Source organism: Acetobacter zythi, assembly GCF_963921165.1.
In the GTDB taxonomy this organism is placed as follows: domain Bacteria; phylum Pseudomonadota; class Alphaproteobacteria; order Acetobacterales; family Acetobacteraceae; genus Acetobacter.
Map to the genome: position 1 here is coordinate 590,827 of NZ_CAWUEO010000001.1, position 20,039 is coordinate 610,865.

Consider the following 20,039-nt stretch of genomic DNA (forward strand, 5'->3'; position numbering starts at 1 on the left):
CACCACCCCGTTTAGCGGCTGGCCAGATGCAAAACCGGATCATGCATGGCCGAAGAGGCCACATTCACGCCGCTCCCGTGCACGGCCTGCATGATCATGGGATCAAAAATCCGGGTGAACGTGCCGGGGTGTACCCCCATCCACAGCGTGACCACGGCCAGTGGCGCCAGCACGGCAATCTCACCCATTGTCAGGTCACGCAGCAGACCAACCGTACCACGTACGCTGCCAAACAAAACCCGGCGGTATAGCGAGAGCATGTAGACCGCGCCCATGATCATGGTGCCGCCCGCCAGCAGCGCCACCCAGATAGACACATGGATAGCCCCCATAAGCACCAGCAGTTCGCCTACAAAAGCGCCTGTGCCGGGCAGGCCCACATTGGCCATGGTGAACAACATGGCCAGCAGGGCCAGCACGGGCATCTGCTTGGCTACACCGCCCAAAGCATCAATATCGCGCGTTTCCGCCCGCCATGCCACGGCCGCCACACAAAAGAACAGGGCTGCAATGACCACACCGTGGGAGAGCATCTGAAAAATAGCGCCATCAATCCCTTCCGCCGTCAGCGTGAACAGGCCAACCGCGATCATGCCCATGTGGGAGAAGGAAGAATACGCAATAAGCCGCTTCATATCCGTCTGGGCAAAGGCCACAAAGGCCGCATACAGAATGGCCACAACACCAAGGGCCAGCACGTATGGCGCAAACTGGCGCACCGCATCGGGGAACATCAGCACGCCAAAGCGCAGCAGCCCGTAAGCCCCTGTTTTGGACAACACGCCCGACAACATGGCCGAAGCGGGTGTTGGGGCCTCCGTATAGGCATCAGGCAACCATGCGTGGAGCGGGAAAAGCGGGAGTTTGACGCCAAAAGCCAGCAGAAAAGCCAGCAACAGCCACCCCTGCAACGCATGGGAAAAACCCGCATGCATAAGGGCTGGAATATCGGTCGTGCCCGCATGCAGCCACATGGTGATCAGCCCGACCAGCATGAACAGCGAACCACCAAAGGTGAACAAAAAGAACTGAAGAGACGCCCAGACTCGCCTGGCCCCACCCCATATTCCGATCATCAGGCAGCCCGGAATAAGTGTTGCTTCGTAAAAAACGTAAAACAGAACAAGGTCCTGCGCGGAAAACAGGCCAAACAGAGCCGTTTCCAGCAGCAGCATGGCGGCCACAAAGTCCCGCCCCTGCGTTTGCACACTACGCCACCCCGCCCCCAACGCCAGTGGCGTAAGAAAAGCAGTGAGCATGATAAAGACCAGACTGATCCCATCCACACCCGTATGGTACGAAATACCATAATCGCTCAGCCAGCCCAGCCGGGTTTCAAATTGCAGGCCGGGCTGGCTGGGGTCAAAGCCGACCCACATCAGCACACTCAGCCCAAACGTGAGGAGCGTAGTCCACAACCCCAGCCAGCGGGCCGTGCGATCCCGCTCCGGTCCATGACCGGGGCAAAGGAAGGCCGCAACCGCGCCTGCAAGAGGAAGATAGGTTATCAGCGAAAGCAGGATTGGCTGCACGGCTTAACACCATCCGGGTTTAATGACACTTTTTTAAGACTGCGCCTTTTTGCCGTGCGAGGCCAGCGCAGGGCTGTTCACGTTCCGCCGATCACCCCCTGTGCAGGGCAATACAGCTAACGGCGGCCAAACAACTTTTCGAGATCATTGCGGCTGAGTTTGAGCCATGTCGGCCGCCCGTGCGAGCACGTACCCGCGCGGGGCGTGGCCTCCATCTGCCGCAGCAGGGCGTTCATTTCCTCCGGTGTGAGCCGCCTGCCCGCCCGAATACTGCCATGGCAGGCCATGCGGGCGATCACCGCATCCAGCTTGCCATCAAGGGAGGCCATTTCGTCTGGCGCACCATTTTCATCTGCTTCCAGCTCATCCGCCAGATCACGCAAAAGGCTGATTGCATCACTCTTGCCCAGCATGGCAGGCAATGCGCGGACCAGAATGGAGCCACCGCCGAACTCTTCTATTTCCACCCCGAGTCTTTCCAGCATGGGCTGGCGGGCCAGCAGCAGGTCCTGCTGTACACGGGGGAGTTCCACCACGTCTGGCACAAGCAGGCGCTGGGCCTGTACACGCCCGCTCAGATACTGCTCCCGCAGGCGTTCGTGCGTCAGCCGTTCGTGGGCGGCGTGCTGGTCCACCAGAACCAGAGAGCCATCCGCTGCTACGGCCAGAATATACGTATCCAGCACCTGCGCCACCGCAGCCCCCAAGGGGTGGTCCAACCGCCCTTCCTCAACGTCCCCCACCAGCGGAAAAGAACGACCCGCAGCCGCCATACCCTCGGCCAGCCGGGCATGAATGCCCCCACCGGGCGCAAAAGGCATAGGGGGGGCAGGCAGGGTGCGTGCGGAAGGTGCATCGCCAAACATCAGGCGCGGTTCGGCCATGCCAGAAGTCTGCTGCGGGGCTGTTGGGTAGGCAGGGGCTGGCGGCAGTGCCCCCTGCCCCTGCTCGGGCGGATACCAGATACGGGTCGCCCGTGGCGCGGAGGACAGAACAGGGCGCACACCCGCAACCCCGGCTCCATGCTCCAGCGCGCGCTGGAGTGTGCCAATAACCAGCGAGCGCACGGCGGCTTCATCCGCAAAGCGTAGTTCGGTTTTGGCGGGGTGGACGTTCACATCCACCTGTTCAGGCGGCACTGTTAACATGAGCGCGACCACAGGATGGCGACCCGGCTCTATGACCCGGCGATACGCCACGCGCACGGCGGTTTTGAGCACCGGGTCCACCACAGGCCGCCCATTAACCAGCATGAACTGCCCATTAGCCGTGGACCGATGGACCGATGGCGGGCAAATAAAGCCGCTCAGGGTCATGCCCTCGCGCTCACCCGCTATGTTCAAAAAACCATCGGCCTCGCTGGCGTCCAGCAGGGCAGCGGCGCGGGCGGCCATGTCCTGCGCGGGCAGGTCCAGCACCTCGCGCCCATCAAGCACAAAGCGGAAGGCCGTCTGGGGTACCGCCAAGGCCAGACGGCGCACAACGCTTTCCACGTGGCGGCCTTCCACACGAGCGCTTTTCAGAAACTTGCGGCGGGCGGGGGTCGCAAAAAACAGGTCTTCCACCACAACGCTGGTGCCATAGGCCCCGGCCACAGGTTCGGGCGGGTAGGTTTTGCCCCCTTCAACCCGAATACGCCACGCGCCACTTTCCCCCTTGGGGCGGGAGGTAATGCTCAACCGTGCCGCAGCCCCGATGGAAGGCAGCGCCTCCCCCCGAAAACCGAGGGTGTTGATATGCACCAGCGTTTCGTCCCCCAGTTTGGAGGTACAATGCCGCTCGACTGCCAGTGTCAGGTCATCGGGGGACATGCCAACGCCATCATCGGTCACGATCATGCGTTCCACCCCGCCCCCATCGAGCGAGATGTCCAACCGGCGCGCCCCGGCGTCTATGGCGTTTTCTATGAGTTCTTTTACGGCGGCGGCGGGGCGTTCAATCACCTCACCCGCGGCAATGCGATTAACAATAACCTCGGGCAACCGCCGCACATGCGGGTGGTCAGGCACACCACCGGGCATGACCACCTGATCAGACTGGTCTGACATGGTCAGACCAGTGCCCTACTTCTTTTTGGGGTGCTGGGTCGGGGTAACACCCTTGGTGGGCGAAGCCCCAAGGGCCGCATTGGTCTTGAGACGGCGGTTTTCCTCATCCGCATTCACAACACCTCCGGCCTTACCCCCTTTCCAGAACATCAACTGCTCCACAAAGCCCGAACCGGCAGCACCGAGTTCGCCCTGATCAGGTTCATCGGCGGCGGCTGTGGCCTCGTTAACCAGAATGGTCTGGCCTTCACTTGTGTCCCCATTGGTGCCGCGCAGAGCCACATCGGGGGAGAGGGTTTCGAGCGCCTGCAGGCGTTCGCTCTCATCGTGTGTGCGTTCATCCCCTTTGCCGGGCTTAACGAGTTCTTCTGAAGGGGGCATGGATAACGGTGAGCGGGTTGTCACCGTATATTCATCTGGCATGCTGCGTTCCAGACCGAACGCCTGTGCGGCCTCGTGCCCGGAGCAGCCGCTCAGCATCATGCAGCCGCCTACCAGCAGCACCGGAGAAATCAGGGTCGAAACACGGCGCACTATCATCTGCCTTCCACTCATCCTGAAAACCGCGCGCTCTGGCGCGGGCTGCCTATGCCTAAGATGTCCGCTGTCCATCAGACAGAAAATTCTGCAACAGCAAGACGCATACCGCGCATACTATAGCGGAGTCAGCCACGTTGAATACATACCAAGACCAACCGAATGCATGGGCGTGCAAAAAATCCACCACGGCCCCATAGCGCACACGATCAATAACGTTGCCTATGGCGCCGCCGGTTACCGCACCCACGCATGCTGCCGTCAACCTGCTGGGGGTTCTGGCCATCCACACCAGCAGACAACAAGCTACTACCATTGCCACAGCGGAAAACACAATCCGCCCAGCGCCACCAAGTCCGCCAAACATGCCAAATGTCACGGCATGGTTCCAGACCATGGTAAAGTTAAGGAACGGCAGCACAGCCACGGAGCCACGGGCAGGCAGGTCCAGCCCATACAAAATCCAGAACTTGCTCAACTGGTCCGCCGAAAGGACCAGCATCAGCACAAGCAGGCCAATTCCTGCGGGCCGGAGCATGAACGGCCTGCTCACGCGCCCTCCTGCACGGATGTGCTGGCAAAGCCGCTCTGGGCCACCACATCAGCACAGCGGGGGCATACACCGGGATAAGCCGGATTCGACCCGGTTTCTGGCAGGACCTTCCAGCAGCGGACGCATTTTTCGCCCTCCGCCACCCGGACCACAGGCGCACCATGCAGGTCGCCCCCTTCATCCCCTTCCACATAAACGGAGGACGATGTGGGGTCGATCACCACCTCCACGTGCGAGACAATGGCCAGTTCACCCCAGTTCACGCCTGCAAAAATACCGGCTTCCTCTTCCGAGAAGGTCAGTTCAACCTGTGCCTGCAAGGAAGAGCCAATGGTGCCCGCGCGGCGCGCCCCCTCGATCTCGGTCGTGATAATGCGGCGGACGGAGCGAATACGCGCCCAGCGCTCTTCCAGAGCGGCATCAGTCCATTCCGCAGGCAGGTCGGGAAAAGCCTGCTCATGTACGCTGGCCTGATCACCAAAGCGGGCTGTCCATGCTTCTTCCGCCGTAAACACCAGCACGGGGGCAAGCCATGTGCTCAGGCAACGGTGCAGCACATCCAGCACCGTACGGACCGCGCGGCGCGTTGGGTTGGAGGGCGCATCGCAATACAGCGCATCCTTACGGATATCGAAGTAAAAAGCCGACAGGTCGGTTGTGCAGAAACCATGCAGCGCCGGGTAAACCCCCACCCATTCATGTGTTTCCACCGCGCGGGCCACCAGACCGCCCAGCTCGCTCAGGCGGTGCAGAACCCAGCGTTCCAGCTCGGGCAGTTCCGCGTAAGGCACCACTTCGGCCTCGGTAAAGCCGTCCAGACCACCCAGCAGCCAGCGCAGCGTGTTGCGCAGGCGGCGGTACAGTTCGCCCTGCTGTTTGAGAATTTCCTTGCCAATGCGCAGGTCGTCATTGGTATCGGAATTCATAACCCACAGGCGCAACACGTCCGCGCCCATGCTGTCGTTAACGTCCTGCGGAGCAATGACGTTGCCCAAGGACTTGGACATTTTGCGGCCCTGTTCGTCCAGAACAAAACCGTTGGTCACCAGCGCCTTATAGGGCGAGACACCCCGCGTACCCACACTTTCCAGCAGGGAAGACTGGAACCAGCCACGGTGCTGGTCGGAGCCTTCCAGATACAGATCAGCCGGAAAGCTCAGGCCCGGACGGCCCAGCACAAAGGCATGGGTGGACCCACTTTCAAACCAGACATCCACAATGTCGAACACCTGTTCGTAATCATCGGGGTTGCGGCCTTCGCCCAGAAAACGCGCGGGTTCGGATGTATACCATGCATCCGCCCCTTCGGAGCGGAAGGCATCCACCACGCGCTGCATCACAACCGGGTCACGCAGCACTTCGCCTGTGCGTTTTTCAACAAACACGGCAATGGGCACACCCCATGCGCGCTGGCGGCTGATGCACCAGTCCGGGCGGGTGCGGATCATGGAGGTCAGGCGGTTGCGGGCCTGTGCTGGCACAAAGGTTACGTTTTCCAACGCTTTGAGCGCGTTGTCACGCAGGGCGTTTTCCCCGTCCATGCGGATGAACCATTGCGGCGTTGCCCGGTAAATGACCGGCGCGCGCGAACGCCATGAATGCGGGTAGGAATGTACAATTTCTCCCCGCCCGACCAGACCTGCCGGGGCGGTGCCTGCCGCATTGGCGCGTTCCATAACGCTTGTCAGCGTAGCGCAAACCACATCGGCTGCTTTGAACACATGCACCCCGGCAAAACCGGGCACCCACGGCGCGTATGTCCCATCGTCCTGCACGGTTTCGGGCACGTCCACACCATTGGCGCGGCAGAGTGTAAAGTCGTCCTCGCCATGGGCTGGGGCCTGATGCACAAGGCCGGTCCCTGCATCGGTGGTTACAAAGTCCCCCGCCAGCATGGGCACGTCAAAATCATACCCTGCTCCACGCAGCGGGTGCGCGCATACCGCGCCAGCCAGCGCGCTGCCGGGCAGGGTGTAAAGAATGTGGTGCGCACTGACGTGCGCCCCTGTGCAAAAGGACTCGACCAGCGCCTCGGCCACCAGCACGCGGGCACCGGGTTCGAGCAATGCGCCCTCGCCCGTTTCGTCCACCCGCAGGACCACGTAGGTGATCTCCGGCCCGTAAGCCAGTGCGCGGTTGCCCGGAATGGTCCACGGCGTTGTGGTCCAGATAACCACGGACACATCGGCCAGCGCATGGGCGGGCGTGGGGTCCTTGACCACGGGGAACGCGACCAGAATGGTGGTGGAGGTGTGGTCGTGATATTCGATTTCCGCTTCGGCCAAAGCGGTTTTTTCCACCGGACTCCACATAACCGGACGCAGGCCACGGTACAGCTTGCCGTTCAGCAGAAAACGTCCAATTTCCTCAGCAATCGCTGCTTCGGACGAAAAATCCATGGTGGCGTAGCGGTTGCGCCATTCGGCCTGTACGCCCAACCGCTGGAATTCTTCCATCTGAATGTTCAGCCAGTTGCCTGCGTAATTGCGGCATTCCGCCCGGAACTCCAGAACGGGTACGGAATCCTTGTCCCGCTTGGCCTTGCGGTACCCTTCCTCCACTTTCCACTCAATTGGCAGACCGTGGCAGTCCCAGCCCGGCACGTAACGCACCGCGTAGCCCGCCATGCGGTGCGCGCGGTTGATAACGTCCTTGTTGATCTTGTTCAGCGCATGACCAATATGCAGGTGCCCGTTGGCGTAGGGTGGGCCATCATGCAGGGTAAAGACCGGGCGTCCCTGCGCCTGCTGCTTCAGCTTTTCATCCAGCCCGCTTTCGCGCCATTTTTCAAGCCATTTAGGCTCCTGCTGGGGCAGGTTGCCACGCATGGGAAAAGAGGTCCGTGGCAGAAACACCGTATTGCGATACTGGTCGGCCAGGGATGTCTTGTCGGGTTCGCTGCTCGATGAGGTCATGGGTGGCTGAGGTCACTTCGGTTCGGGTTCATGGCATGCGGGCTTTTGGCCCCTACGCCACCTTGGTCGTTACTGTCTTATCAAAAAGGAAAAGCTCAGGGTCAAGCATCAAACCGGGCAGTACTGCCCAACCCGACCCCGACCATGCCATCAGGTTCGGCTCAAAGGGCGTGGTGCGTCCAGCACCTGCCGGGCCTGCGTTGCATCCTGCGCGATCTGGTTTTTAAGCGCGTCCAGCCCGTCAAAGCGTTTTTCCTCCCGCAGCAGGGCGTGCAGGCTGACCGAAAGCTCCTGCCCGTACAGATCCCCCTCAAAGTCAAAAAGATGCGCTTCCAGCCTGCTTTCCTGCCCATCGTTTATGGTGGGGCGGCGGCCGATATTGGCAACGCCACGGTGTGTCTGCCCGTTGGGCAGGCGCACTGTAACCGCGTACACGCCTCTTGCGGGTTCAAGGTGGCGGCCCAGTGGAATATTGGCGGTAGGAAAGCCCAGCAACCTGCCGCGTTTGTCCCCATGCTGCACAACACCACGAATGCACCATAGCCGCCCGAGTTCGCCCGCTGCCTCATCAGGATAACCATCCTGCAACAGGCGGCGGATACGGGTGGAGGAAAAAGGCCCGCCCTGATCGGCCAGCGCCTGCACAGCGGTAAAGCCCATGCCAAGCTGATGCGTACGCTCGGCCAGAAACGCCACATTGCCACCCCGGCGGTGGCCAAAGGCAAAGTCCGGCCCGCAGCCAACGTGGTGCAGGCGCAGCGCGTTGTGCAGCACGTCATCCACAAACTGTTCAGCACTCAGTTCGGAAAAAGCCTTGTCAAACCCGATCTGAAAAACATGGCGCACACCCAAGGCGCGCAGGGCTTCCAGCCGCTCCGCACTCAAGGTCAGCCGAAAGGGTGGGTCCTGCGGGCGGAATAACTCACGCGGGTGAGGCTCAAACGTGACAACGGCAGGCGGCAGGTCTGGCCGAGCGGCAAAAACAGAGTGGAGCAGGTGGGCATGCCCAAGGTGCACACCATCAAAATTACCCAATGCTGCGGCACAGCCGTGGGCTTGTGCGGGAATATCCCGCCAGTTGGTGTGCAGGCTGATTGTCATCGACCTATTACGCTCCTTCGGGCAGACCGAACAGGCGGGCTGCCTGAGGCAGGGAGGCCGCAACCCGGTGGCGCACACCCGGCACCGTTTTGTCCTCCGGGCGGGCAATCTGGCAGACCTGCAACCCGGCCTGTTCGGCGGCTTCCAGCTCGGCCACCACATCGGACAGGAACAGCACCTCGGCCGGAACCCAGCCTGCCTTGTGCACAATGGCGCTGTAACTTGCGCTTTCTCTTTTACCGCCCATTTTCAGGTCAAAAAATGCGCTGAACAGGGGCGTTACATCCCCCTGTTCCGTGTAGCCGTAAATCAGCTTCTGCGCGGCTTCAGAGCCGGAGGAATAGACGGCCAGGGTCAGTCCTGCGGCTTTCCATGCCTTGAGCGTGGGCACAACATCGGCAAACAGGTCGGCCACCAGTTCGCCCTGCCGGTAGCCCTGCTCCCAGCAAAGCCCTTGCAGGCTTTTGAGCGGGGCCACCTTGGCGTCCGTGTCCATCCAGCGTTCAAGCTGTTCTGCCGCAGGCACGCCGGGGGCCAGCTCTGCGGTTTCTGCCAGAGCCTGCACAACCACCGGATTGTTGTGCTGCTGCGCAAGTAACGCAGGCAGATGCGTGCGCGCATAGGGGAAAAGCACTTTATGCACAAAGGCTACCGGCAGGGTTGTGCCTTCAATATCCAGCAGCACTACGCGTGGCGTGGCTGAACCCGTATTCTGCATCATGGTCGTGAAATCTTGCCTAGCTGGAAAAGGAGGGGAACTGGCGGGCAATATCCGCACCCGTATACTGGGCCACCCAGCCTTCCTTGTGGGTAAAGATGCGCAGGGTCACCATATCGGGCTGCGGGCCTGCATCAAACCAGTGCTTATACCCTTCCGGCACGGAAATCAGGTCACCCTGCGTGCATTCCACATCATACACCCGGTCATTGATATGCATGATGAAGTGGCCACCCCCATGCACAAAAAACCGGACTTCGTCCTCACTATGAATATGTTCGGACAGGAACTTGCTGCGCAGGGCTTCCTTGTTGGGAGTCTGGGCGTTTACGCGCAGCACATCGGCCGAGCCTGCCCCGGTTTCCCCCATCAGTTTATCCAGCCATGGGCGGTAGGTTGCCAGCACGGTGGCTTCGTCCGCATCCTTGGGGGGGGGCTGCACATCATCCCAGCGTTCAAAGCGAATGCCAAACGGGGCAAGGGCTGCGGCAATTTCCGCCCCGTCCTGCGTCTGCAACAAGGCCACACCGGGGTGGGTGTCCTCAAACACACTCAGGCTGCTCATTTCCCCAGCTTCCTTCTTTCCAGAACACAGGCCAGCAGGAACTCCAGCCCTTCCAGCCGGGCAAGGGCTGCGGCCATGTTTTTGCCCCACACATACACGCCATGGCCACGAATAATGTAGCCTGCGGGCATGTTGGCAAAAAACGGCTCCACCTCACGCGCCAGACGGGCAATGTCCTGATCATTGGCAAAAAGCGGCACACGCACACAGGCTTCATGCGTGGTTTGCCCTTCAAACACTTTCTGGACTTCGTAATCTTCCAGAACAAGGGCCTGAGATGGTTCGGTCATGGACAAAACGGTGGAGGCAACGGAGTGGCCGTGCAGCACAGCCCCCACATTGGGCAGCAGACGGTAAACCTGACAGTGCAGCAGGGTTTCCGCACTTGGTTTGTTCTGCGGCTGGTGGGGCTGCCCCGCCAGATCCACGGTTATCACATCGTTCTGGGTTAAAAACCCCTTGTGGCAACCCGACCGCGTAATGGCGATGCGCCCATCAGGTAGCCTGCAACTGATGTTCCCCGCCGTGGCAGGCACCCAGCCGCGCGCATCCAGCCGCTGGCCCGCATGCACAATATCCTGCGCGCCGCGGACAAAATCCGTGGTGGCGTTATCTGTCATGATGCTGTTGGCCTTCCTCGGCGTTGGTTAGTGCTGGGGGGTTTTGTCTGCTGGCGCGCTGGCGCGCTCGGTAGCGGCGGCCGGGGGCGGTGCAATGTGGCCCGAACCCGCACGTGGAGCGGTATCGTCCATCGGTTCATCATCGGCCATGTGCTTTTTGAAGGATTTAATGCCCTTGGCCATATCCCCCATGATGGTGCTGATCTTGCCGCCACCACCAAACAACACCAGCACGACCACCAGAACAATAAGCCAGTGCCAGATGCTCAAGCTGCCCATTCCACTCTTCCTTAACCTTGTGGCGCGCATGTGCGGCCAGTCTGCTTGCCGTAATCCGCCTTGTACATGAGGGCGAACACGCCATGATGCAAGTTTTTCCTTTTCAACCCCGCGCAAACGGCCCGATCAGCTATTTCCCGGAGTATATGGTTCTATAAATCCGTAGGTCGGATAAACCGTCTTGCCAAACGCATGCGTGGGGGACCACCACACGCGCACCCGCGTCCAGTCATTGCGGGGAGATACATCCTGCACGGGGGCGTGGCGGGTGACTTCCCCCGGCTCCCAGTTGGCATGGTCGACCAGCACCAGACGGTTATTGCGCACCTCCCGCACAACTGAAACATGGCCTGATGGCAACCTGCGTGTAGCGCGGAACACAAGCACATCCCCCATTCTGGGGCGGGACCCGCGCGCGTACTGCCCCTGCGCCTGCCACCACCATGTTGCCGCATCACCACGCAGGTTGATGTTTGAATGTTCCCGCGCATAGGGGGCGCACTGCACAGCCCCATGCCAGCTCCCGTGCCCGCCGCCCGCGCAGGCGGCCAGCAGTAACGGCAGGGCAAGGCATAACCAGCCCGCCTTCACGACTCGGCTCTCAAGCGGTCCATCCAGTCCTCCGCCTCCTCAGGCTGCATTTCCAGAGCACGCTGGGCCACATCCCGCGCAAACCCCGCACGCGCCAGCACCCCCAGCGCTTTGTTCCACCGTGCCATGCCACTGGCCTCGCCCTCATCTGGTGTGGCGGGGGCTAAGGCAAATGGACCCAGCCTGCGTTTGCGCGCCAGCACCAGTGCGGCGCAAAGTTCCTGCTCGCCTGCACTGAGCGTACTCACGGCCTCTTCCAACGCCTCATCCCGCACCTCCGGGGCAACACCTTTGGCCGCAAGGTGGGCCTGCACCGCGCGGGTGGAGCGGCCAGAGCGCACAAGCCTGCGCACGCGCGAGCGGGCAAATACGGCATCATCCACAGCGCCCAGCCGCACCATATCGTCCACCACTGCGGCCACCACGGGGTGCAGCTTTGCGGCATGTTCGGCCACAAGCTCCGTACAGTCCCCTGCCCGCTGGGCTTTTTGCGCCCAACGGGCAACGCGGCGCAGCAGCACCTGCTCCAGCCCCTGCCGCGTTGTGCCAAAACGGGCCAGATGCGCCAGCGCCGCCTCCCGCAGGGCCGAACGTTGCGGGGGCGGACAGGTAAAGGAAGGGGGCGGGGTGTTGTCCATGGGTACGGATAGTATGCTCATGTTGCGGCTTTGCGCCACTGCGTAGCCGCACCTGAATTGCCACACCGCATAATAGATATGCAAAGTATTCAATACAGAAGTTTGACACTCACAACATGAACACGGCATTATACTCCGATGCGCAACGGGCCGCCCGCTCCACCCTTTTACGGTAGCGGGCGTTTTTTGTTTTGCGCTGTTCCAGATTCCCTCATTCAGGTTTGATAACCACCAACGTAAAGACCAGATTCCATGATTCCTCCCCTGATGCCGACCTATAAGCGTGCCGACCTCGCCTTTGAGCGGGGCGAAGGCTCCTGGCTGTACGCATCGGATGGGCGACGATTCCTGGACTTTGCGGCAGGTATTGCCACCTGCTCCGTAGGGCATGCCCACCCCCATCTGGTGGAGACCATAAGCCAGCAGGCCGGGCGGGTTATGCATGTCTCCAACCTGTTCCGCATTCCACAGGCGGAAAAACTGGCCGAGCGGCTTGTTGCCAACACGTTTGCCGATAGCGTGTTCTTCTGCAACTCCGGGGCGGAAGCCAACGAAGGCATGGTCAAAATGGCCCGCCGCGCGCAAATGATGGCAGGCCACCCCGAGCGGACCCAGATCATCTGCATGGATGGCGCGTTCCATGGCCGTACGCTGGCCATGCTTGCCGCCACCGGCAACCCGAAATATCTGGAAGGCTTTGGCACACCGGTTACGGACTTTGTGCATGTGCCTTTTAACGATATCGAAGCCGTAAAGGCCGCCATTACCCCGCGCACCGCCGCTGTTATGCTTGAACCCATTCAGGGGGAAAGCGGCATCAAACGGGCCAGTGTGGAATACCTGCGCGCCCTGCGCGCCCTGTGCGACCAGACCGGCGTGCTGCTTGCGCTGGACGAGGTGCAAAGTGGCGTTGGCCGCACCGGCCGCCTGTTTGCCCACCAATGGGCTGGCATTACGCCAGATGTCATGAGCACAGCCAAAGGGCTTGGCGGGGGTTTTCCCATTGGGGCCATTCTGGCGACCGAAACTGTGGCCAAGGCCATGACCGCGGGCACACACGGCACCACCTTTGGCGGCAACCCGCTGGCATGCGCTGCCGCCAACGCCGTGCTGGACGTGCTGCTTGCACCGGGCTTTATGGACCAGATCTGCACCCGTGCAGCCTTGCTGGATGACCTGCTGGACAGCCTTGTGGCTGATGCCCCGGATATTTTTGAACAACGCCGTGGCCTTGGCCTGCTGATTGGCCTGCGCTGCGTGCCTGTTGTGGGCGATGTGCAGGCCGCGGCACAGGATGCCGGGCTTTTGTGCGTAACGGCAGGCGATAACGTCTTGCGCCTTGTGCCCCCCCTGACCGTAACGGAAGAAGACTGCCGCAAGGCCGTGGCCATGCTTGTGCAGGCTGTGACAACCCTGCGGGCCAAGCCTGATAACAAAAACAAGACAGTTCTGGAGACAACCCCATGAGTGCGGCTCTTTCCACCTCTTCCATCACACCGGTGCAGACGGGGCTTCGCCATTTTCTGGACCTCAAGGATCTGGACGGGGCAACCCTGCGCCAGATTCTGGATGTTGCCAGCAGCATGAAGCGGATGCAGCAGAACCGCCGCTTTCCGCTGCACCCGCGCCAGCCACTAGCTGGGCGGCAGTTGGGGCTTATCCTTTCCAAACCTTCCACGCGTACGCGTGTGTCCTTTGAAGTGGGCATGCGCCAGCTTGGGGGGGACGCCGTTGTGCTCAGCCCGCAGGACATGCAGATCGGCCGGGGCGAAACACTGGCCGATACGGCACGCGTGCTCTCCCGCTTTGTGGATGCCATTGTCCTGCGCACGGGCAACACCACCAATCTGCACGAACTGGCGCGCTGGAGCACAAGCCCGGTCATTAACGGGCTGACCCCGGACTCCCACCCGGTGCAGATTCTGGCCGATATCATGACATTTGAGGAACATCGCGGCCCCGTGCGTGGCCGCACGTTCGCCTGGACAGGGGACGGCAACAACGTTCTTGTCTCCCTGATCGAAGGGGCCGTGCGCTTTGGCTTCAGGCTGCGGGCCGCAACACCTGCCAAAATGAAGCCCCCGCAGGCTGTGCTGGACTGGGCACGGCGTGAAGGTGGCGATGTGGAGTGGATGGAAGACCCACGTGCCGCCGTGGAAAAAGCAGACTGCATTGTAACCGATACATGGGTCAGCATGTCCGACTCGCACGAGGAGGCCGCTTCTCGCATGTCGCGGCTGGAACCCTACCGGGTGGACGCAAAATTGATGGCCCTTGCCGCCCCCAATGCCCTGTTCATGCACTGCCTGCCTGCCCATATTGGGGAGGAAGTCACGCAGGACGTGTTTGAAGGCCCCCATTCCGTGGTGTTTGACGAGGCCGAAAACCGCCTGCACGCCCAAAAGGGCATTCTGGCATGGACAATGGGAGGGACCAACTGGACCTCCTTTGGCAAGGAGTAAGCTCATGAGTGATGCGGAAAAGCCCGTAACACCCACCTCCACGGAAGAAACACCCAGCGTTCCCGGCTGGGTTGAGCCTGCGCTGGACCGTATTCTGGCGACCCTTCCCTTTGCAGCAGACAAGGTGGCGCCACTCCGCGCCTCCTATCTGGACTGTCTGGCCGGGTGTGGCCGCGTGGGGGATCTGGACATGGAGCACGACGCCTGCCGCAAAGGCCTGCTCCGCGCCCTGACCGACACGCTGGACCTTACCCCCGATGCCGCCCGCACGCTTGAGCGCCAGCTTGAAAAACTCGAACTGGATATTTCCGCTCAGGCCTGAGCAAAACAGCCCCCTACTCCCCCCAGCACCCAATAACAGGGTGCGCTAAGGCATCCCCCCGCTCCATCTGGAGCGGGGCGGCGTGGCCTTGATGTTATTTTTGGCAGGATTGAACGTTTCCATGGAAAAACCGGCTTTTCTCGACCGTGACCGCCCCGATGTGCCCGGTCTGGTGGTTCCGGGCGGTGTAACGCCTTTCTATCTGGCGGGGCGTCCGGTCCGTGGGCGGTTGATCCGCCTTGGTGTGCTGGCGGACGCCATGCTCACCCGCCACGACAACCCCGCACAGGTTACCGCTCTTGCGGGCAAGGCGCTTGCCCTTGTGGCGGCTTTGGCCTCCGCCCTTAAATTCCAAGGGTCGTTTTCCCTACAGATCAAGGGGAGCGGTCCCGTTTCCATGCTGGTGGCGGATTGTACGCATGATGGCGCACTGCGCTTTTATGCCCGCACGGATGAGGAAGCCTTGGACGCTCTGCTGGCCAACACCCCCACTCCGACAGACAGGGAACTGCTGGGAGATGGCTATTTGGCCCTGACCGTTGATCAGGGGGCGGAAATGGAGCGCCATCAGGGGATTGTGGAAATTGCGGGGGATGACCTGTCCGCCATGGCCACGCATTACTTTGCCACCAGCGAACAGCATGCATGCTGGATTATGCTTGCGTGCAAAATGACCGATGCAGGCTGGCGCTCTGGTGCTCTGGTGCTCGAACGCATTGCTGGCGAGGGCGGCACGGCGGAGGCGGAACTGATCGGGGCTGACAGCGCAACGCAGGACGACACGGCGTGGGAGACCGCAACCATTCTGGCAACCACGCTCACCGTAGCCGAACTGCTGGACGACACCCTGCCCGCCCCCCAGCTTTTGCACCGCCTGTTCCATGAGGAAGACCTCCATGTCAGCCAGTCCCGTGCGCTGGCTTTTGGCTGCCGGTGCTCACGCGCACGGCTGGTGGAGGTGCTCCAGCGCTTCCCCGAGGATGATCTGGACCATATGTGCGTAAGGGACGACACAATCGTTATGACATGCGAATTCTGTAACAAGGATTTTCATTTTCCGCGCAAGGATATCGCCTCCGCCACAAGCTGAGCGCGCCTTTTGCCCATAACGCACGGTTGACGGTGCCCCCACCCCGGAGCAGATTGACCGGGGTGGATACCGCCCCCGCACCGGAGCCTGCGTTGGATTATTTCAGTCGGCTGTTAAAGAGGTTGTGCCATGCTGCCGTTCCCCCGTATGCGTCTTTCCCATCTGGTCGCAACCCTTGTTCTGCCAGCAGCCCTTGCCGGGTGCGCGGACCAGCCGCAGCAGACCAAGTTTACCCCCCTAAGCTATGACTATCTGGGCCAGATCCACCTGAACGTGGCCACGCTGGATGTGGTGGACAACTCCGTAACCAACCCCGAACCGGGCGATATTGGGTACAGATCCCCCTCCCCACCAGACCACACATTGCGGCAGATGGCAGCAGACAGGCTGGTGGCAACGGGGAATACCGCAGCGGCCACCACAGCCCATTTTGTGATTGACCGCGCATTTATCCTGCACCAGCCCGGCGGCACGCTGGACGGGCAGATGGATATTCATCTGGACATCCTCAACCCCGATGGCAAGCGCGTGGCAAGTGCGTCCGCACAGGCCACCCAGACCCTGCACCCCGACCCATCGCAGGATGTGGAAAGCCCGGCAAACCTGTACGAAATTACAAAAGACATGATGCAGACCATCAATGTCGAGTTCGAGTACCAGATCCGCCATTCCCTGAACAAATGGCTGGTGGATGCGGGGGGCACCCCCATGAACAACGCTATTCAGACCCAGTCCCTGACCGGAGCGCCCGATGCCGCACCCGTGGCTGGTGCCCAGTCTGAAACCAGCAAACTGACGGAACTCCAGCCCGGCATCAATGCGCCCAGCACCCCATCTGCCACCAGCACTGGAGCAGGGCTGGACTCTGCCAGCACGGATGCTGCCGCCAGCACTCCCCAGCCGACCATACCCACGCCTGCTGCCGCTACAGCAACAACGCAGGAGAGTGAACCCAACGCCATCTTCCCCACTGGCATGGACGACACCCCAACACAGGCACCGGCCAAAACCCTCTCCCCCAAAGCCGGGTTTTTAACCCTGCCCACCAGCACAAAAACGCGCTGACCCCGGCATTACCGCCCCCTTCCATGCACAACGCACACCATGGAGGGGGCATGGTAAACATTGCAGCCAGCCCGCCTGACCGCCATAAAAGGCGGCATGACAGCCCAGCCTTTTTCCCCCGACCCCGATGCAATTGCCAACGGCCTGCCGGTCAAGGAGATTCTGCCAGAACTCCGCGCCGTTCTGGCTGTAGAGCCAACGCCTGAGCGCCCGGCCAGCGCCATTGTGGTGGCCCCACCGGGGGCGGGCAAAACCACATCCATCCCCCCCATATTGGCGGCCTGCGCATGGCGGGGCGAAAGCGGGCGCATTATTATGCTCGAACCCCGCAGGCTGGCCGCACGCGCCGCCGCCCAGCGCATTGCCTCCCTTATGGGGGAGGATGTGGGCGGGTTTGTAGGCTACCGCACCCGCATAGACAGCGCCGTTTCGGCCCGTACCCGTATTGAGGTGCTGACCGAAGGGCTGTTCCTGCGCCGCCTGCTAGGCGACCCCATGCTGGAAGATGTGGCCTGCGTTATTCTGGACGAAGTGCATGAACGCTCTTTGGAGGCCGATCTGGCGCTTGCCTTCTGTTTGGACCTGCAACGCACCTTGCGCCCAGACCTGCGGCTTGTGGCCATGTCCGCCACGGCTGAGACCGAACGGCTGGCCAGCCTGATGAACGCCCCCGTGCTGACCAGCGAAGGCCGCATGTTTGCGCTGGAAGTCCACCATGCCAAAAAGGATATTCCCACCCTGCGCGATATTGCCCCGGCCACGGCTGCGGGTATCCGGCAGGCACTGGCGGATACCACGGGCGATATTCTGGCCTTCCTGCCCGGCACGGGAGAAATCCGGCGCACAGCCCAGTTGCTGGACGGAATAAGTGCAACAGTGCTGCCCCTACATGGGGAGCTACACCCGGCGGAACAGGCCCGCGTCCTGCGCCCCGGAGAAGCAGGTGAGCGCCGCGTTATTCTGGCCACCTCCATTGCGGAAACATCGCTCACCGTACCGGGGGTGCGCGTGGTGGTGGATTGCGGTTACCGCCGCGCGCCACGCTTTGATGCAGGGGCTGGGCTTTCACGGCTGGATACGTTGCGCATTTCCAAGGCGGCGGCCCGCCAGCGTGCAGGACGCGCAGGGCGTGAAGCGCCGGGCACCGCCTACTGCCTGTGGAGTACCAACACTCAGCGCGCCATGCCCCAGCATGACCGACCGGAGATTCTGGAAGCCGATCTGTCAGACTACGTTCTGGCCACGGCCCTGTGGGCCGATACCGTGGGCACAACCGGCCCCCTGCCCCTACCGGACCAGCCCCCCGGCAGTGCAGTTGCCGCAGCGTGGGAACTGCTCGAACATCTGGGCGCGCTGGATACTGCGGGCAACATTACCCCGCTTGGCAAACGCATGGCCCAGCTTGGCACGCACCCACGCCTTGCCGCCATGCTTCTGGCCGCACGCACAGCGGAGGAAGCCGCAATGGCAGCAGACATGGCCGCTCTTCTGGAAGAACGGGACCCCCTGCGCCCACGACACACGGCACAGGGCCGCCCCCCCATAACACCCCCGGCCGATATTGGCCTGAGGCTGGACCTGATTGCAGGCGAAGACCACCCGGATGCAGACCGGGGGGCACTCAGCCGCATCCGCCTTGCGGCAAAGCGCTTTCGGTCCCGGTTGAATGTGCCCCAGCACCTGCATGCCCAAGGCAACCCCGCAGCCTTACTGGCGGCGGGCTTTCCCGACCGGATTGCCCTGTGCCGGGGCGAGCCGGGCAGTTACCGGCTGGCCAATGGCAGCAACGCGCGGCTTAAGCGGGATGATGGGTTAAGCCCCCACCGCCTGCTGGCCGTGGCCGGGTTGCACCTGCGCACAGCAGCCGAAATCCGTCTGGCGGCACCATTGGACCTGAATGACCTGCCCCCCACCCTGCTGGCGCGCACGCACGAGCAGGTGGAAACCACGCTCGACCCCGTATCGGGCAATATTCTGGCACGCAGGCGCACGCGCATTGGCTGCCTTGTGCTCAAGGACCGGACCGAAAAGGTCAAACCCGAGGAAGCAGCCTCCCTCCTGCTGCTCCATGTGCGCGACGCTTTGGAAACGGCTCTGAACTGGACGGATGCCGTCAAGCAGTTGCAGGCCCGTGTTACGCTGGCCCACAGCGTGCAGGCCACACCCGCGCATAATGGGCCAGAAGGGCAGCAGGCATGGCCCGATTTTTCATCCTCCGCTCTTGCACGCAGTGTTGAGGACTGGCTGGCCCCTTACATTACAGGACGCACCTCTGTTGCCGCTATAAAAGACTTGGACGTGCATGCCCTGCTGCGCAACCTGCTCAGCTACGAGCAATACCAATGGCTGGAGCGCGAACTGCCAACCCACCTACCCTTCCCCGGTGGGCGGGCGGAGGTGGACTACACCCAGCCCGTGCCCGTGGCCTCGGCCCGTGCGCAGGTTTTTTATGGCACGGAGCAAACGCCCCTGCTTGCGGGCGGGCGAGTGCCGTTGCGTTTGGCGCTCCTTTCCCCCGCAGGGCGGCCACAGGCCATTACGGCGGACCTTGGCGGGTTCTGGCAAGGGGGATGGGCGGATATGCGGCGCGACATGCGTGGCCGCTACCCCCGCCACGACTGGCCGGAAAACCCAGCCCTTGCTCCGGCAAAACCCCGGCAGCGCCCAAGCTGAACCGCATGGAAGAGCAAGGAGGGCCGCACCGTTACATACACCGGTCCTCTAGCTCTTCCAGCTTGTGCAAAGCCTTTGTATCTTCAAGGTCTTCTAAAATGTCTTTCAGGGTTGGCAAAAAGTTGTGCAGAACCCGCAGGTCATCCAGCCCCTGAGCATGGGCAATGCCGCGCTGTTTGAGGAAGTAGCTCCAAAACGGGCTGGTATTTTGCTCAAAATGCGTTTGCAGCAGGTCAAACACCTCGGCTGTCTTGCTTTCCCATGCCACATTCCTGAAGCTGACATAACGATCAAAGCCTTCGGACATGTCTCTCCCTTTCAGTTTTACCG

19 protein-coding genes are annotated in these 20,039 nt (G+C 61.6%); 6 read left to right on the forward strand and 13 right to left on the reverse strand.

The features are described 5' to 3' along the window. Positions 1–11 precede the first annotated feature (11 nt). The 12 genes from AABE20_RS02830 to AABE20_RS02885 form a co-directional block, all read right to left on the reverse strand. Positions 12–1,532: a complex I subunit 4 family protein gene (locus AABE20_RS02830; protein WP_338331719.1), complete on the reverse strand. Its 1,521-nt coding sequence runs from the start codon at positions 1,530–1,532 to the stop codon at positions 12–14. 116 nt (positions 1,533–1,648) lie between these two features. Next, the gene (mutL, locus tag AABE20_RS02835) at positions 1,649–3,580 is read right to left on the reverse strand and encodes a DNA mismatch repair endonuclease MutL (protein ID WP_338331720.1); all 1,932 of its coding nucleotides are present in this window, start codon (positions 3,578–3,580) and stop codon (positions 1,649–1,651) included. A gap of 15 nt (positions 3,581–3,595) precedes the next feature. Continuing rightward, positions 3,596–4,117 (reverse strand): DUF3035 domain-containing protein, encoded by a 522-nt coding sequence (locus AABE20_RS02840; RefSeq protein WP_338331863.1) that lies wholly within the window; start codon positions 4,115–4,117, stop codon positions 3,596–3,598. A 55-nt stretch (positions 4,118–4,172) separates the two neighbouring features. Further along, positions 4,173–4,655 (reverse strand): signal peptidase II, encoded by a 483-nt coding sequence (lspA, locus tag AABE20_RS02845; RefSeq protein ID WP_338331864.1) that lies wholly within the window; start codon positions 4,653–4,655, stop codon positions 4,173–4,175. 11 nt (positions 4,656–4,666) lie between these two features. Continuing rightward, on the reverse strand, positions 4,667–7,585 hold the full coding sequence (ileS, locus tag AABE20_RS02850) for an isoleucine--tRNA ligase (RefSeq protein WP_338331721.1): 2,919 nt from the start codon (positions 7,583–7,585) through the stop codon (positions 4,667–4,669). 150 nt (positions 7,586–7,735) lie between these two features. Then, entirely contained in the window at positions 7,736–8,686 is a 951-nt protein-coding gene (locus AABE20_RS02855; RefSeq protein WP_338331722.1) for a bifunctional riboflavin kinase/FAD synthetase, read from the reverse strand. A 7-nt stretch (positions 8,687–8,693) separates the two neighbouring features. Further along, positions 8,694–9,404 (reverse strand): acireductone synthase, encoded by a 711-nt coding sequence (gene mtnC / locus AABE20_RS02860; protein ID WP_338331865.1) that lies wholly within the window; start codon positions 9,402–9,404, stop codon positions 8,694–8,696. Positions 9,405–9,423: 19 nt separating this feature from the next. Then, positions 9,424–9,969, reverse strand: a complete 546-nt coding sequence (locus AABE20_RS02865) for a 1,2-dihydroxy-3-keto-5-methylthiopentene dioxygenase (protein WP_338331723.1) — start codon at positions 9,967–9,969, stop codon at positions 9,424–9,426. Then, positions 9,966–10,589 (reverse strand): methylthioribulose 1-phosphate dehydratase, encoded by a 624-nt coding sequence (locus AABE20_RS02870; RefSeq protein WP_338331724.1) that lies wholly within the window; start codon positions 10,587–10,589, stop codon positions 9,966–9,968. The genes AABE20_RS02865 and AABE20_RS02870 overlap by 4 nt, the downstream gene beginning before the upstream one ends. 27 nt (positions 10,590–10,616) lie before the next feature. Then, on the reverse strand, positions 10,617–10,868 hold the full coding sequence (locus AABE20_RS02875) for a twin-arginine translocase TatA/TatE family subunit (RefSeq protein ID WP_338331725.1): 252 nt from the start codon (positions 10,866–10,868) through the stop codon (positions 10,617–10,619). 126 nt (positions 10,869–10,994) lie between these two features. Beyond that, complete coding sequence (locus tag AABE20_RS02880; protein WP_338331726.1) at positions 10,995–11,459, reverse strand: CHAP domain-containing protein; 465 nt, start codon at positions 11,457–11,459, stop codon at positions 10,995–10,997. Next, a complete protein-coding gene (locus tag AABE20_RS02885) occupies positions 11,456–12,118 on the reverse strand; it encodes a regulatory protein RecX (RefSeq protein WP_408740614.1) in 663 nt (220 codons plus the stop codon). Before AABE20_RS02885 ends, AABE20_RS02880 begins: the two co-directional genes overlap by 4 nt. Before the next feature lie 231 nt (positions 12,119–12,349). Here AABE20_RS02885 and AABE20_RS02890 point away from each other — a divergent pair, with 231 nt between their 5' ends. The 6 genes from AABE20_RS02890 to hrpB all read left to right on the forward strand — a co-directional run bounded on the left by AABE20_RS02890 (position 12,350) and on the right by hrpB (position 19,709). After that, on the forward strand, positions 12,350–13,564 hold the full coding sequence (locus AABE20_RS02890) for an aspartate aminotransferase family protein (RefSeq protein ID WP_338331727.1): 1,215 nt from the start codon (positions 12,350–12,352) through the stop codon (positions 13,562–13,564). Beyond that, positions 13,561–14,559: an ornithine carbamoyltransferase gene (gene argF, locus AABE20_RS02895; RefSeq protein WP_338331728.1), complete on the forward strand. Its 999-nt coding sequence runs from the start codon at positions 13,561–13,563 to the stop codon at positions 14,557–14,559. Before AABE20_RS02890 ends, argF begins: the two co-directional genes overlap by 4 nt. Positions 14,560–14,563: 4 nt before the next feature. Then, on the forward strand, positions 14,564–14,881 hold the full coding sequence (locus tag AABE20_RS02900; protein ID WP_338331729.1) for a hypothetical protein: 318 nt from the start codon (positions 14,564–14,566) through the stop codon (positions 14,879–14,881). A gap of 121 nt (positions 14,882–15,002) precedes the next feature. Continuing rightward, positions 15,003–15,971: an Hsp33 family molecular chaperone HslO gene (hslO, locus tag AABE20_RS02905; RefSeq protein ID WP_338331730.1), complete on the forward strand. Its 969-nt coding sequence runs from the start codon at positions 15,003–15,005 to the stop codon at positions 15,969–15,971. A gap of 129 nt (positions 15,972–16,100) precedes the next feature. Next, entirely contained in the window at positions 16,101–17,036 is a 936-nt protein-coding gene (locus AABE20_RS02910; protein WP_338331731.1) for a hypothetical protein, read from the forward strand. A gap of 96 nt (positions 17,037–17,132) precedes the next feature. Further along, positions 17,133–19,709, forward strand: coding sequence for an ATP-dependent helicase HrpB (hrpB, locus tag AABE20_RS02915; protein ID WP_338331867.1), 2,577 nt, complete (start codon positions 17,133–17,135; stop codon positions 19,707–19,709). A 31-nt stretch (positions 19,710–19,740) separates the two neighbouring features. Here the strand turns inward: hrpB and cowN are convergent, their stop codons facing one another. Further along, positions 19,741–20,016: a N(2)-fixation sustaining protein CowN gene (gene cowN, locus AABE20_RS02920; protein WP_338331732.1), complete on the reverse strand. Its 276-nt coding sequence runs from the start codon at positions 20,014–20,016 to the stop codon at positions 19,741–19,743. Between the last annotated feature and the right edge of the window lie 23 nt (positions 20,017–20,039).

Bases quoted from the DNA above. Each gene is read 5' to 3' on its own strand.
- mutL (WP_338331720.1), bottom strand. From the start codon at position 3,580: ATGTCAGACCAGTCTGATCAGGTGGTCATGCCCGGTGGTGTGCCTGAC.
- lspA (WP_338331864.1), bottom strand. From the start codon at position 4,655: ATGCTCCGGCCCGCAGGAATTGGCCTGCTTGTGCTGATGCTGGTCCTT.
- ileS (WP_338331721.1), bottom strand. From the start codon at position 7,585: ATGACCTCATCGAGCAGCGAACCCGACAAGACATCCCTGGCCGACCAG.
- AABE20_RS02855 (WP_338331722.1), bottom strand. From the start codon at position 8,686: ATGACAATCAGCCTGCACACCAACTGGCGGGATATTCCCGCACAAGCC.
- mtnC (WP_338331865.1), bottom strand. From the start codon at position 9,404: ATGCAGAATACGGGTTCAGCCACGCCACGCGTAGTGCTGCTGGATATT.
- AABE20_RS02865 (WP_338331723.1), bottom strand. From the start codon at position 9,969: ATGAGCAGCCTGAGTGTGTTTGAGGACACCCACCCCGGTGTGGCCTTG.
- AABE20_RS02870 (WP_338331724.1), bottom strand. From the start codon at position 10,589: ATGACAGATAACGCCACCACGGATTTTGTCCGCGGCGCGCAGGATATT.
- AABE20_RS02875 (WP_338331725.1), bottom strand. From the start codon at position 10,868: ATGGGCAGCTTGAGCATCTGGCACTGGCTTATTGTTCTGGTGGTCGTG.
- AABE20_RS02885 (WP_408740614.1), bottom strand. From the start codon at position 12,118: ATGAGCATACTATCCGTACCCATGGACAACACCCCGCCCCCTTCCTTT.
- AABE20_RS02890 (WP_338331727.1), top strand. From the start codon at position 12,350: ATGATTCCTCCCCTGATGCCGACCTATAAGCGTGCCGACCTCGCCTTT.
- argF (WP_338331728.1), top strand. From the start codon at position 13,561: ATGAGTGCGGCTCTTTCCACCTCTTCCATCACACCGGTGCAGACGGGG.
- AABE20_RS02900 (WP_338331729.1), top strand. From the start codon at position 14,564: ATGAGTGATGCGGAAAAGCCCGTAACACCCACCTCCACGGAAGAAACA.
- hslO (WP_338331730.1), top strand. From the start codon at position 15,003: ATGGAAAAACCGGCTTTTCTCGACCGTGACCGCCCCGATGTGCCCGGT.
- AABE20_RS02910 (WP_338331731.1), top strand. From the start codon at position 16,101: ATGCTGCCGTTCCCCCGTATGCGTCTTTCCCATCTGGTCGCAACCCTT.
- hrpB (WP_338331867.1), top strand. From the start codon at position 17,133: ATGACAGCCCAGCCTTTTTCCCCCGACCCCGATGCAATTGCCAACGGC.
- cowN (WP_338331732.1), bottom strand. From the start codon at position 20,016: ATGTCCGAAGGCTTTGATCGTTATGTCAGCTTCAGGAATGTGGCATGG.